A 12,712-nucleotide genomic window follows, 5' to 3' on the forward strand; every position below is an offset into this window, starting at 1 on the left:
GGCGCGGACCGCGCACGCGGTGCCGGCGGCCCATGGCCGCGGAGGGGCCGGCGGCCGGTGGTTCAGGCACCGGCCCCCAGCACCTTCCGCCGCGCCTGCCGTGTCCTGCGGAGTACGGCGTACCCCTTGGTCAGGACCCGGTCCAGGGCGAAGGTCCGGGCGATCGCGCGGCCCTCGACCAGCCGCGCGAACTCCTCGGTCCCCGTCGAGCGGCGCACGGTCACCCGCCGCAGGGCGTACGGCCCCTGCGCGCGCCGGGCCAGGCCGTTGCCGACGGCGAGCGCCTGCGCGTACCCCGTCTCGCGCACCGCCCGCCGCACCCGCCGGTCGGAGTACCCGTACGGGTAGGCGAACGAGGCCGGTACGACGCCCAGTTGGTCGGCGACGATCTCCTTGCTGTGGATCAGCTCGTGCCGCAGCCGCTCCTCGCCGACCTGGTCGAGCTGCGGATGGGTGTGGCTGTGCCCGCCGATCTCCACGCCCGCGGCGGCCAGTTCGCGCACCTGGGCCCAGTCGAGCATGGTGTCGGGGGCGTCCCCGGTGTCGTGCGGGCCGCGCAGCCAGCCGGTCGAGACGAACAGGGTGGCCGGGAAGCCGTGCCGGGCGAGCACGGGCAGCGCGTGGCGGTGCACGCCCGCGTAGCCGTCGTCGAAGGTGATCAGGACGGGCCGGCTCGGCAGCGGCCGGCCGGAGCGCCAGGCGGCGGCCAGTTCCGCCGTGCCGATCGGAGTGCGGCCCCGGTCGGCGACGGCCGCCATCTGCTCGGCGAACGCCTGCGGGGTCACCGACAGCGCCCGCGTCGCGTCGTTCGGGCCGGCCGCGACCGCGTGGTACATGAGCACCGGCACCCGCGCGTCGGCCTCGCGGCCCTCCTCAGCCATGCGCTCCCTCCCCGACGGGCGCCGGGGAGAAGGCGACCCCGCTCCGCCGCGCCCGCACGCTGCCCAGCACGTAGCCGCCCACCGCGGAGAGCACCCCGGCGACGATCGCGCCCGCCCGGCCCGCGCCGCCCGGCCGGGCGAGCACCGCGTCGCGCAGCCCGCGCACCACCCCGGCGGGCAGCACGCGGGTGGCGTACCGGCGTTCGGACTCCAGCCCCTTCTGCGCGCCGACACTGCGCGCCACCAGGGCCTTGGACAGCCCCTCGGCGTAGGTGCGGGTGCGGAAGTAGGCGAAGTGCTCGCGCGGCCCCGGCACTCGGTGGTGGATCACCGCGCGGTCATCGATCAGCAGCACGGCGCCGGGCCGGGCGCGGGAGAGCCGGATGCACAGTTCGGTCTCCTCGCCGCCCAGCGGGCGCCGGTCGCCGTCCCGTCCGATGCCGGTGGCGAAGCCGCCGGCCGCGGTGAACGCCTCGCGCCGGAAGGAGGCGTTGCCGCCCAGCACGTTGCGCACCCGGACCCGGCCGGGCGGCAGGCCCCGGTACGTGCAGCCCACCACCCAGTCGAACTCCTCGGGGAACCAGTCGGGCCGGCGCCCCGACGCCCAGACGGGCACCGTGCGCCCGCCGACGGCGACGACCGCCGGATCGGCGTACCCCTCGGCGAAGTGCCGGAGCCAGTCGCGCTCGGCCACGGCGTCGTCGTCGAGGAAGGCGACCACCTCGCCGCGCGAGGCGGCGATGCCGGTGTTGCGGCCGGCGGACAGGCCGCGGGGGCCCGCGTTGGCGAGCACCCGCACCTCCCGGCCCGCCCCGTGCTCCCGGCCGGCCCCGTGCTCCCGGTCCTCCCCCTGCGCATACTCCTTCAGCAGCCGCTCCCGCAGCGCCTCGTTGTGGTCGACGACCAGCAGCGTCTCCAGGGCCGGTCGGGACTGCGCCCGGACCGAGGAGACCGCCGCGAGGATGTCCTCCCAGCGGTCCTCGGTGTAGGCGCAGATCACCACGGAGAACGCCGGGGACGCGGCTGAGTCGGCTGAGTCGGCGGAGGCGGCCGGAGCGCTCAAGACGCCTTCTCCCGGACCGGGCCGACGGCGGCCAGCGTCGTCGCGCGCGTACGGCTGCGCAGCGCACGCCGGTTGGAGCGCTCGCCGAGGATGACTCTGAGCACCCGCAGACCGTCCCGCACCGCGCGCAGGTTGCTGACGCCGTGGATGCGCAGGTACTCGTGGCTGGGGATCTCCTGGACCTTCAGACCGGCCTTCACCACCCGGATGTTCATCAGGGTCTCCACCTCGAAACCGGTGCAGTCGAGGTCGATCTTGTCCAGGCAGTGCCGCCAGAACGCGTTGTAGCCGTAGCACAGGTCGGTGTAGCGGGCGCCGAACTTCCGGTTGACCACCGCGCACAGGACGCGGTTGCCGAGCTTGCGGATGAAGGTCATGTCGTCGGTGCCGCCGCCGTTGGCGAAGCGGGAGCCCTTGGCGAAGTCGGCGCCGGAGACGAGCGCGGAGACGTACGAGACGATCTCCTGGCCGTCGGCTGAGCCGTCGGCGTCGACCATCACGACGATGTCGCCGCTGCACGCCTCGAACCCGGTGATCAGCGCGTCCCCCTTGCCCTTGCCGCGCTGGCCGACGACCTTGACGCCCGGCCACAGCTCCCTGGCCACCTCGACGGTGGCGTCGGTGGAGTTGCCGTCCACGAGGACGACCTCGTGGATCCAGTCGGGCAGCGTCTTGAAGACGTAGGGAAGGTTCTCCGCCTCGTTCATGGCGGGTATCACCACGCTCACCGGCGGCGCTATCGCCAGGTGCGAGGAGACGGGCCGGTACGTGCCGGCGGGCGTCGGGCCGGGTGACAGGTCGTGCGACGCGACGAGCGGTGCGACGTGCGGTGTGACGGCCGACGCGCCGGGTGACGGATCGCCGCCCGTGGACACCGGCTGCAGAACTGAGCTCATGGGTCTGGTCCCTCTCGTCCGGTGGACCGCCCGCCCCAGGGGCGGTCCGGCTCTGTGTCCGGTTCGAAAGGGGGGTTCTCACCCACGGCACGGCGACATCGAACTCCGTGCATGCCAGGTGAGCTGGCAAAGCCTGTCGGCACCGGGAAGAACCGGCGGCCGACCGCGCGGCACGGCCCGGCGACCGGTGTGGTCACCGAGCACGACACCCCCCCCCACCGCGCATCCCGCCCCGGTCCGCCGCGGCCTCGAGCCCTCCCCTGAGCCGCTTGCCGACGCACCGATACGAGAGATGTATGACGGTATTGACGATTGAAACCGTATGGCAAGACCTGGAAGCAGGTCTCACGTTTTTGTCGGTTTGGCCGGGCCTCAATGTGGCGCAGCTCTCGACGGAGCGTCAAGGGCGCACTGGTGTTCGCGCTGACTTTCGTCCGAATTTGAACGAGTGTCAGCCATTTCTTGGCATGGACACATACCGTCAACGCGCGTAGTGGGTACCACCGTTCTCGCAGAGATCCTGCTAAGGGAGGTTCCATGAGACGTTTCCGACTTGTCGGCTTCCTGAGTTCCGTCCTCCTCGCCGCCGGCGCGGCCCTCACCGGGGCAGCGACCGCACAGGCGGACCAACTCGCCGCGGCCGAGGGCTATGTGGCGCTCGGCGACTCCTACTCCTCCGGAGTCGGAGCGGGCAGCTACATCAGCTCCAGCGGCGACTGCAAGCGCAGCACGAAGGCCCATCCGTACCTGTGGGCGGCCGCCCACTCACCCTCGACGTTCGACTTCACCGCCTGTTCCGGCGCCCGTACGGGTGATGTTCTCGCCGGACAACTCGGCCCCCTCGGCTCCGCGACCGGCCTCGTGTCGATCAGCATCGGCGGCAACGACGCGGGCTTCGCCGACGTCATGACGACCTGTGTGCTCCAGTCCGACAGCTCCTGCCTCGCCCGGGTCGCCACCGCGGAGGCGTACGTCGACTCGACGCTGCCCGGCAACCTCGACGGCGTCTACTCGGCGATCAGCGACAAGGCCCCCAACGCCCACGTCGCCGTCATCGGCTACCCGCGCTTCTACCAGCTCGGCGCGAGTTGCCTCGGCCTCTCCGAGACCAAGCGGAAGGCGATCAACGACGCGTCCGACCACCTCAACACCACGATCGCCCAGCGCGCAGCCGCCCACGGCTTCACCTTCGGCGACGTACGCACCACCTTCACCGGCCACGAACTCTGCTCCGGCGACTCCTGGCTGCACAGTGTCAACTGGCTGAACATCGGTGAGTCGTACCACCCGACCGCCGCCGGTCAGTCCGGCGGCTACCTGCCGGTCCTCAACGGCGCCGCCTGACCCGGGAGCCCGATCCGCCGGTCGGGCCCTGACCGGATGGAGGCAGGGCAGGGTCCGGCCGTACGAAGAGACGGAAGAGAAGGGGAAACGGAAGAGAAAGGGGAGACTCCGCCCGCCGGAGTCTCCCCTTCTTCTGGCCGGTCTTCGGGCCGGGTACGTGAGATCGCACACTTCCTGGCGGCGCCGGACGCCCGCGCGACGCATTGCGCGGACGACCGCGTGCAGCCGGCCGCGGCCCGTGCGCCCCGGCGCGCAGCCGCGCTCCCTGGACTCTTCTCGGCGGAGGCGCGCGCTTCCGCCCGTCTCCGGCCCCGAACGGTCCGCGACGTCACTGGCGGTGACCGTCGGGTCCGGCGGCGGCCCGGGCCGGCCGGCCGATGGGCCGGTTGTCCAACTCGCCCTGGAATCTTCCGGATTCGGAGAGTAATCGTCAACCCCCTTACGGGGAAGGTGAATCCTGTGACCGCGATACACGCAAGCCGTACCGGGGCGATAGGGTTAGTCTGCCCGGGCCGGGTGGACTCGTACGGGTGGGGAGTGACATGAATCAGATAACAGTGCACAGCAGGGCCAGGGTCCCTGCGATCACCTGCGGGAGCAGCGCCAGCAGCTCGCGCCTGGACCGGCATCTCGCCGTGCTCGGAGGGCCCGCCCTCCCGCAGCGGGAGACGGTGGAGGCGACGTCGCTGATGCGTGAGCTGACCGCGCGTGAGCCCGCCCACAAGCGCAGCGGAAGGGGCGCCAGGGTGCGCCGGGTCTCGCTGTTCGCGCCGCTGCGCCGACTGCGCCGCTCGCTGTTCGGCGGCAACTGACCCCCGCGCTCCGGCGATCGCACCGTCCCGGCACGGCGCCGCGCACCCGGCCGTCATCCCCACGGCACGCAGCGGCGCCCCGGTGTGTTCCCGAGAGCGTGAGCTTCGCAGGAGAGCCAAGAACCCGACCGAGTACGTCCGCCCCGTACGTCCTCCTCCCGGCCCGTTCCGCCGTCCACGCGCCGTGTGCCGCCGTCTCCCCACCGGCGGTGGCGCTCTTTGGCCCGCTCAGCGACCGCCGTGCGCGTACCGGCGGACGGCGAGCGGGACGAACACCACGAGCAGCAGCGCGCACCAGCCCAGTGAGCCGGCGACCGGATGCGCCACCGGCCAGGCCGCCCCGTCCGGTACGGGCGCGTTGCCGAACAGGTCCCGCAGTGCCGTGGTCACCGCGCTGATCGGGTTCCACTCCGCGACCGTGCGCAGCCATCCCGGCAGCCCCTCGGCCGGGATGTACGCGTTGGAGAGCAGCGGCAGGATGAAGGTCGCGCCGCCCAGTTGACCGGCGGCCTCCTCATTACGGGTGAGCAGCCCGAGGAAGATCCCGATCCACGTCGTCGCGAACCGGAACAGCAGCAACAGCCCCACCGCGCCCACGGCGCCGGCCGCGCCGCCCTCGATCCGCCAGCCCACCGCGATGCCCACGAGCAGCAGCGGCACCGTACCCGCCGCCGTGACGAGCACGTCGGCCACCGACTGCCCGAGCGGCACCGCCGCCCGGCTCACCGGCAGCGTGCGCAGCCGGTCCGTCACGCCCCGGTGGGTGTCCTGCGCCGCCTGGAACATGCCGGTCATGATGCCGTTCGCGGCCGTCGCGACCAGCAGGCCCGGCACCAGGAAGGCGCGGTACTCCTCGCCCGGCATCGCCAGCGCGCTGCCGAAGACGTAGCCGAAGAACAGCAGCATCGTGATCGGCATGGTCTGGGTGAGGATCAGCAGACCGGGGTTGTTCCCGATCCGCCGCAACTGGCGGCCCAGCATGGCCGATCCGTCGTGGACCAGGCCGTACGCCCGGAGCGCGGGGTTCATTTCCGTGCCGGGTGCGGGGCCCCTCGCCGCGCCGGTCGTGGTGGGGGTCGTCGTGCTCATGCCGCGATCTCCTTGCTGCCGGTCAGACGGAGGAAGACGTCGTCGAGGGTGGGCGGGCGCAGACTCGCGTCCAGCAGCGGCACGCCCGCCGCGTCCAGTTCGCGCACCAGGCGGGGCAGGGTGAGGGCCGGGTCGGTGCTGACGGCGCCGACGGTGTGCCGCTCGTGGTCCAGCACGGGCTCCGTCCCCGTGAGCCGGTCCAGCACCGCAGCCGCCACCGGCACCGCGTCCGCGCCGGCGACGACCGCCTCGGCGTACGCCCCGACCAGCGCCTTCAGTTCGGCCGGCGACCCGGTGTGCGCGACCCGGCCCCGGTCCACCAGGACGATGTCGTCGGCCAGGCGGTCGGCCTCCTCCAGGTACTGGGTGGTGAGCAGCACGGTCGTGCCCTCCTCCTTCAGCAGGCGCACGGCCTCCCAGATCCGGTCGCGGCCGGCCGGGTCGAGTCCGGTCGTCGGCTCGTCCAGGAACAGCACGTCGGGGCGCCGGACGAGGCTCGCGGCCAGGTCGAGGCGGCGCCGCAGCCCGCCGGACAGGGTGGCCGCGGGACGGTCGGCGGCCTCGGTCAGGCCGAAGCGGTCGAGCAGTTCACCGGCGCGCGCCGCCGTGTCCCGCACCCGGTGCAGCCGGGCGAACAGCCGGAGGTTCTGACGCCCGGTGAGATCGCCGTCCACCGACGCGTACTGCCCCGTGACCCCGATCCGGCGCCGGACGGCCGCGGCCTCGCGGACCAGGTCGTGCCCTGCCACCCGCGCCGATCCCGCGTCCGGCCGCAGCAGCGTCGTCAGCAGCCGCACCGCCGTGGTCTTGCCCGCGCCGTTCGGTCCGAGCAGCCCGCACACCGTGCCCTCGGCCACCGCGAGGTCCAGCCCGCGCAGCGCGCGCACGGCGCCGAAGCGCTTCTCCAGACCTTCACTAAGTACAGCGTACGTAGTAGTCATGAAGCGACCATAGCGCACTACGTACGCTGTACGTAACTAGGATGGTGGCCGAGGTGATGCACGATGGCGGGCCGAGCGGCCGTACCCGAAGTGATCTGGTCGCGCCCCGAGCGCACCGGCCGCGGTCCGAGACCGGCGTTCACCCGCGCCGACATCGCCGCAGCCGCCGTGCGGATCGCCGACGCCGAGGGCCTGGGCGCCGTCTCCATGCGCCGCGTCGCCGGGGAACTGGGCTGCGGCACCATGTCGCTCTACAACTACGTCCCCCGCAAGGAGGACCTGTACGAGCTGATGATGGACGCGGTCAGCGGCGAGCACGAGCTGTGGGAGCCGAGCGGCGACTGGCACGCCGACCTGGTCCGGGTCGCCCACCAGACCCGGGCGCTGATGCACCGCCACACCTGGCTGCCCCGCCTGATGTCCCCGGTCTACGGCTTCAGCCCCAACGCCCTGCGCTACCTGGAGCACTGCCTGGCCTGCCTGGACCCGTACGACGCGCCGTACGGCACCAAGATGGAGCTGGTCGCCATGGTGAACGGCGTCGTGACGACGTACGTCGCCAACGAGATCGCCACCGCGGAACGCACCCGCACGCTGCCCTGGTCGGAGGAGCAGGAGAACGCGACGCGCCTCGCCTACCTCGGCCGGCAGGTCGCGAGCGGCGCCTATCCGAGGCTCGCTGCGTCCTTCGCGGAGGACGCCGGCCCCATCGACCTGGAAGCGGTCTTCGAGCGGGCGCTGACGCGCGTGCTGGACGGCTTCGCCTGAGCCGGGGCCGCCCCGCCGCCGCGTGCGCCCGACGGTTACTCCCGCGCCGGGGCCGCCCCGCCGACGCGCGCGCGGGCCGGGGTCACAGCAGCGCCAGCTGCCCCTCCGGTCCCTCCTCCGGGGTGTCCAGGACCGACGCGGGGCGGCGGGCCGCCGACGGCACCGGCAGGACGCCCGCCTCGCGCAGCTCCGCCGCCGTGATCTCGGCCGGCACCGGTGTCCCGGTGAACCGGGCGCAGTCCGCGCGCACCTCGCCGAGCAGGGCGAGGACCGTGATCAGTTCGAGCAGCTCCGACGTCCAGCTCTGCGGCCACCCGGCCGGCCGGATCGCCGCCAGCGTCCCCGGCTCGCCCTCGGCGGTCCGGGCCGCGAACCACTCCTCCAGCACCCGCACCCCGCCCACCTCGAAGTCCCAGGCGCCCGGCGGTACGGGGGAGACCCGGCCCTCGTCCAGGTGCAGGACCTCCTCGTCGCGGTCGTAGCGCACGGTCAGCGGACGGGCGGGCAGCGGCGCGCGGACGTACGGGCGCCGCCCGCCGGGCAGCTTCGGACGCTCGCCGTCGCGCCGCATCAGCCACAGGGCGCGCCGGCCCAGCCCGACCCCGCGCTCCCACACCTCGGGGTCCGCGGTGAGCGGGACCACCGGTCCGGGCCGCACCGCCGCCGCCGACCAGGCGAGCACGTCCACCGCGCCGGGCCGCCGCCCGAGCCGGACGGCCAGGTGGTCCAGGAGGCCGGGAGCGAGGTTGGGCTCCACGCCGCCGGGGCGCCGGAACAGCGGCCGGACGCGGGCGGGTCCGTACAGCGGCAGCAGCGAGGTCGCGAGGAGCAGCGGGGGACCGGTCGCCTCGGGGGCCTCCAGGACGAACACCTGCCGCTCGTCCGCCACCCGCCACAGCTCCGGACGGGCCGAGTCGATCAGCCGGTGGTCGGGGATCAGCCACTGCTCGTCGAACGGCGCGCGCAGCACCCGCACCGGCTCCGGGCACGGACCCGAGGCGCGGGCCAGCCGTCCGGTGCCGCCGGTGCCGCCCGGCAGCCGTCCGACCGCCGTGTGCGGGGTGCGCGAGCGGGTCGGCTCGAACAGGGCCGCGCGGTCGGGTCCCTCGGCCTTCAGCAGGGCGTCCCAGCGGGCCTTCAGGGTCGCCGCGTCGGGGGCCGCCGGCCACCCCCGGCCGAGCCGCGGCGGTGCGACGGACCACGGCATGAGGTCCGCCAGGCGCGGAGCGTCGTCGTGCGTCACGCCGGGCATCGTACGACGGGGCGCCGCTGCCTCACGTGGCGTCCAGGGTGACTGTGAACGAGAACCGGTCGCCCCGGTAGTGGATGACGGCCACGTCGAGGACCTGGCCCGCGGTGTCGTAGGTGATGCCCGTGTAGTGCAGGATCGGGCTGAGCAGCGGGACTTGGAGCAGCCGCGCCGTCTCCGGGTCCGCGAGCCGGGCCTCCACGGTGTCCGTGATCCGGCTGATGCCGGTGCCCACCACGTCCCGCAGCACCTTGGTCATCGGCCGGCGGGCCAGGTCGTCCGGGTCGATACGGGCGGCCAGTTCGGGACGGACGTAGTTGCGGGCGTGGTTGGTGGGCTCGCCGGTCTGCTCGTCGCAGCGCAGCCGGTGGTACGCCGCCACCTCGGACAACCCCGGGAAACTGTCGGCCAGTCCGGGCGGCACGGGCACGCTGCCGTGGTCCAGCAGCTCGGCCTTCATGCCCGACTGCTGGGCCACGATGGCGTCCACCGAGCCCAGCAGCCGCACCGGCGCGCCCCGCCGGGCGTCCGGATCGATGAACGTGCCGCGCCGGCGGTGGCGGGTGATCAGGCCCTCGTCCTCCAGCTCCTTCAGTGCCTGCCGCATGGTCAGCACGCTCACCCCGTAATGACCGGCCAGCTGCTCCTCGGTGGGCAGGCGCAGCGGATCCCGGGGCGAGCGGCCGAGTATCGAGGCGCGCAGCGACTGCGACACCTGGTACCACAGCGGCAGCTTGCGGTTCAGGACGATGGAGTCCGGCGCGAAGGAGGTCACGGGCCATCCGTACCGGTCGGCATTCCTCAGTGCAAGGGGTGCCGGGACGAGGGGGCGAAGTGCCGCTCCAGGCCCTGCCATACGTCGTCGTAGCGCGGCTGCAGGTGCTCGGCGCGGGCCGCGTGCGGGGTGAGGGTCACCGGCCACCGCGTCTCGAACATGAACGCCAGCCCGTCGTCGACGCGCTGCGGCCGCAGCTCGGCGCCGCTCGCCCGGTCGAAGGTCTCCCGGTCCGGTCCGTGCGCCGACATCATGTTGTGCAGCGAGCCGCCGCCCGGTACGAAGCCCCCTTGACCGGCGGCTTTCGCGTCGTAGGCGCCCTCGATCAGGCCCATGTACTCGCTCATCACGTTCCGGTGGAAGTACGGCGGCCGGAAGGTGTCCTCGCCCACCAGCCAGCGCGGTGCGAAGACCACGAAGTCGACGCCCGCCAGACCCGGGGTGTCCGACGGGGACGTGAGCACCGTGAAGATCGACGGGTCCGGGTGGTCGTACGAGATGGTGCCGATGACGTTGAAGCGGCGCAGGTCGTAGACGTACGGCACGTGGTTGCCGTGCCAGGCGACCACGTCGAGCGGGGAGTGGTCGTACGCGGCGGTCCAGAGGTTGCCGCAGAACTTGTTGACCACCTCCACCGGGCCCGCCGTCCCTTCGTCGTCCTCGTACGCGGCGACCGGCGCGAGGAAGTCCCGGGCGTTGGCCAGGCCGTTGGCGCCGATCGGGCCGAGGTCGGGGAGCTGGAAGGGGGCGCCGTAGTTCTCGCAGACGTACCCGCGGGCGTCGTCGTCCAGGAGCTCGACGCGGAAGCGGACCCCGCGCGGGATCAGCGCCACGTGGCCCGGCTCGGCGTGCAGCAGCCCGAACTCGGTGCGCAGCAGCAGCCCGCCGCGCTCCGGGACGACGAGCAACTCGCCGTCCGCGTCGCTGAAGACGCGCTCCATGGAGGCCGTCGCGTGGTACAGGTGCACCGCCATGCCGGTGCGCTGGGTCGCGTCGCCGTTGCCGCCGAGCGTCCAGAGGCCGGCCACGAAGTCCGTCCCGGCCTCCGGCTCGGGCAGCGGGTTCCAGCGCAGCCGGTTCGGATCGGGCACCGACTGGGTGAAGGGCGCCGTGCGGATCGAGCCGTTCCCCGTACGGGTGAATGCCGGGTGGGCGGCCGAGGGACGGATCCGGTAGAGCCACGAACGCCGGTTGTGCGCCCTGGGTTCCGTGAACGCCGTGCCGCTCAACTGCTCCGCGTACAGCCCGAGCGGCGCCCGCTGCGGCGAGTTCCGGCCCTCGGGCAGCGCGCCCGCGACCGCCTCCGAGCTGTGCTCGTTGCCGAAGCCGGACAGGTGGGCCAGCCCCTCCGCGGTCTTCCGCGCGTCCCCGCTCATCGATCGCTCCCTCGCCGTCCGGCTGCTCCCCGATTCCTGTGGGACACCGTAGGATTGCGGTTTCCCGTGCGCAAGAGGGCGTGCGGCCGCCCGGCGCCTCCGTCTCCCGTCGCGCCCCGGCCCTCTCCGCCTCCCCCTTGAGGATGACCGGAACCAGGCCCCGGGGGGATCCGGACTGTCGGACCCGTGTTCTAGTCTCACGTCATGTCGTGGACGCGGAGAATGCCCGCCGTGCTCGCGGTCTGTGTCCTGCTGTTGACCGGATCCGCGAGCTGCGGTTCCGGTGACGGCGGTGAACCGGACGCCGGGACGTCGGCCGCACCGGTGGGCAGGCTGCTCGACGCCACCGACGAGGAGGGCCGGCGCTACCGCGAGGTGGACGCCGAGCGGGCGCCCGAGGTCGGGATCGAGGTGCAGCCCGAGAGCGACGACAGCTGGGACGTCCGCCTGACCCCGAGCGGCTTCCGGTTCTCCCGGGCCGGCGCCGGGACCGAGGCGGTGGCGGGCCGCGGCACCGCCCGCCTCTTCCTCGACGGCGACTTCCTCACGCACCTGCGCGGCCCCGTGTACCACCTCGCCGCCGACCTCGTCCCGCGCGGCACCCACCAGGTCACCGTCCGGCTCTACGCCGACGACGACACCGTCTGGGCCGTCGACGGCGAACCCGTCGAGAGCACGGCGGACATCACGGCCTCGGACGCGGAGCCGACGGGGGCGACGGAGCCGGGGGACATCACCGGGACGCCGGAGACCGAGGACGGCGGCGAGGGCGGCGCGGCACCGCAGGGGGCGGCCGGCGTGCCGGGCGGGGCTGGCCTGCCGGGCGGGGCCGGTACGCCGGGCGGGGTTGATCCGGCGGGCGCGGCTGCGGCCGGCGTGACGGCATCATGAGCGCCGTGCCCCACGCGACCCCGCTCCGTCGCGCGCCCGTACAGCGCCGCAGTGCCGAACGGCTGACCCGCATCCTCGACGCGTGCGCCGACCTGCTCGACGAGGTCGGCTACGACGCGCTGAGCACCCGGGCCGTGGCGCTCCGTGCCGACGTGCCCATCGGCTCGGTGTACCGCTTCTTCGGCAACAAGCGGCAGATGGCCGACGCGCTGGCCCAGCGGAACCTGGAGCGCTACGCGGAACGCGTCACCGAGCGCCTCACGGAGGCCGCCGACGGCGGCTGGCGCGACGCGCTGGACGCGGTGCTCGACGAGTACCTGGCGATGAAGCGGACCGCGCCCGGCTTCTCCCTGATCGACTTCGGCAACCAGATCCCGGTCGGCGACCGCCGCTCCGTCCCCAACCACCGGGTCGCCGAACGGCTCACCGAGCTGCTCTCCGGCTACCTGGGCCGCCGCCCCGACGACGACCTGCGCCGCGTCTTCCTCGTCGCCGTCGAGACCGCCGACACCCTCGTCCAGCTCGCCTTCCGGGTCGCGCCCGACGGGGACGACCGGATCATCGAGGAGGCCCGGGAACTGCTGCGGGCGTATCTGGGGCGCGTACTCGACTGACCCGACCGCCGGT

13 protein-coding genes are annotated in these 12,712 nt (G+C 73.5%); 5 read left to right on the forward strand and 8 right to left on the reverse strand.

Going from position 1 to position 12,712, the window contains the following annotated elements; genetic code table 11:
* Positions 1–62 precede the first annotated feature (62 nt).
* From IG94_RS0124145 to IG94_RS0124155, 3 genes are read right to left on the reverse strand one after another with little or no spacing between them, the layout of a single operon-like run.
* Positions 63–881, reverse strand: a complete 819-nt coding sequence (locus IG94_RS0124145; protein ID WP_031040879.1) for a polysaccharide deacetylase family protein — start codon at positions 879–881, stop codon at positions 63–65.
* On the reverse strand, positions 874–1,944 hold the full coding sequence (locus IG94_RS0124150) for a glycosyltransferase family 2 protein (RefSeq protein ID WP_052410836.1): 1,071 nt from the start codon (positions 1,942–1,944) through the stop codon (positions 874–876). Before IG94_RS0124150 ends, IG94_RS0124145 begins: the two co-directional genes overlap by 8 nt.
* The gene (locus IG94_RS0124155) at positions 1,941–2,840 is read right to left on the reverse strand and encodes a glycosyltransferase family 2 protein (RefSeq protein ID WP_224222202.1); all 900 of its coding nucleotides are present in this window, start codon (positions 2,838–2,840) and stop codon (positions 1,941–1,943) included. The genes IG94_RS0124150 and IG94_RS0124155 overlap by 4 nt, the downstream gene beginning before the upstream one ends.
* Before the next feature lie 537 nt (positions 2,841–3,377).
* Between IG94_RS0124155 and IG94_RS0124160 the strand changes: the two genes are divergently transcribed.
* Both IG94_RS0124160 and IG94_RS0124165 read left to right on the forward strand, forming a co-directional pair.
* Entirely contained in the window at positions 3,378–4,184 is an 807-nt protein-coding gene (locus IG94_RS0124160) for an SGNH/GDSL hydrolase family protein (RefSeq protein ID WP_031040887.1), read from the forward strand.
* 542 nt (positions 4,185–4,726) lie between these two features.
* Positions 4,727–4,996, forward strand: coding sequence for a hypothetical protein (locus IG94_RS0124165; protein ID WP_031040890.1), 270 nt, complete (start codon positions 4,727–4,729; stop codon positions 4,994–4,996).
* A 228-nt stretch (positions 4,997–5,224) separates the two neighbouring features.
* On the opposite strand, the gene IG94_RS0124170 is transcribed toward IG94_RS0124165, so the two are convergent.
* Together IG94_RS0124170 and IG94_RS0124175 are read right to left on the reverse strand one after the other, a co-directional pair.
* A complete protein-coding gene (locus IG94_RS0124170) occupies positions 5,225–6,025 on the reverse strand; it encodes an ABC transporter permease (RefSeq protein WP_031040893.1) in 801 nt (266 codons plus the stop codon).
* A gap of 56 nt (positions 6,026–6,081) precedes the next feature.
* Positions 6,082–7,026, reverse strand: a complete 945-nt coding sequence (locus tag IG94_RS0124175) for a daunorubicin resistance protein DrrA family ABC transporter ATP-binding protein (RefSeq protein ID WP_031040894.1) — start codon at positions 7,024–7,026, stop codon at positions 6,082–6,084.
* 63 nt (positions 7,027–7,089) lie between these two features.
* Between IG94_RS0124175 and IG94_RS0124180 the strand changes: the two genes are divergently transcribed.
* The gene (locus tag IG94_RS0124180; RefSeq protein WP_031040896.1) at positions 7,090–7,794 is read left to right on the forward strand and encodes a TetR/AcrR family transcriptional regulator C-terminal domain-containing protein; all 705 of its coding nucleotides are present in this window, start codon (positions 7,090–7,092) and stop codon (positions 7,792–7,794) included.
* Between the two features lie 82 nt (positions 7,795–7,876).
* Here IG94_RS0124180 and IG94_RS0124185 read toward each other — a convergent pair whose 3' ends face one another.
* Genes IG94_RS0124185 through hmgA form a run of 3 tightly spaced genes read right to left on the reverse strand, consistent with a single transcriptional unit; the run spans position 7,877 to position 11,194 of the window.
* Positions 7,877–9,046, reverse strand: a complete 1,170-nt coding sequence (locus IG94_RS0124185) for a type ISP restriction/modification enzyme (protein WP_031040898.1) — start codon at positions 9,044–9,046, stop codon at positions 7,877–7,879.
* Between the two features lie 22 nt (positions 9,047–9,068).
* Positions 9,069–9,818, reverse strand: a complete 750-nt coding sequence (locus tag IG94_RS0124190) for a GntR family transcriptional regulator (protein WP_031040900.1) — start codon at positions 9,816–9,818, stop codon at positions 9,069–9,071.
* Between the two features lie 26 nt (positions 9,819–9,844).
* Positions 9,845–11,194, reverse strand: a complete 1,350-nt coding sequence (gene hmgA / locus IG94_RS0124195) for a homogentisate 1,2-dioxygenase (protein WP_031040903.1) — start codon at positions 11,192–11,194, stop codon at positions 9,845–9,847.
* 204 nt (positions 11,195–11,398) lie between these two features.
* Here hmgA and IG94_RS0124200 point away from each other — a divergent pair, with 204 nt between their 5' ends.
* Together IG94_RS0124200 and IG94_RS0124205 are read left to right on the forward strand one after the other, a co-directional pair.
* Positions 11,399–12,085 (forward strand): hypothetical protein, encoded by a 687-nt coding sequence (locus tag IG94_RS0124200; protein WP_052410837.1) that lies wholly within the window; start codon positions 11,399–11,401, stop codon positions 12,083–12,085.
* On the forward strand, positions 12,082–12,699 hold the full coding sequence (locus IG94_RS0124205; protein ID WP_031040912.1) for a TetR/AcrR family transcriptional regulator: 618 nt from the start codon (positions 12,082–12,084) through the stop codon (positions 12,697–12,699). The genes IG94_RS0124200 and IG94_RS0124205 overlap by 4 nt, the downstream gene beginning before the upstream one ends.
* The last annotated feature ends 13 nt before the right edge of the window (positions 12,700–12,712 follow it).

The organism is Streptomyces olivaceus (assembly GCF_000721235.1).
In the GTDB taxonomy this organism is placed as follows: Bacteria; Actinomycetota; Actinomycetes; order Streptomycetales; family Streptomycetaceae; genus Streptomyces; species Streptomyces olivaceus.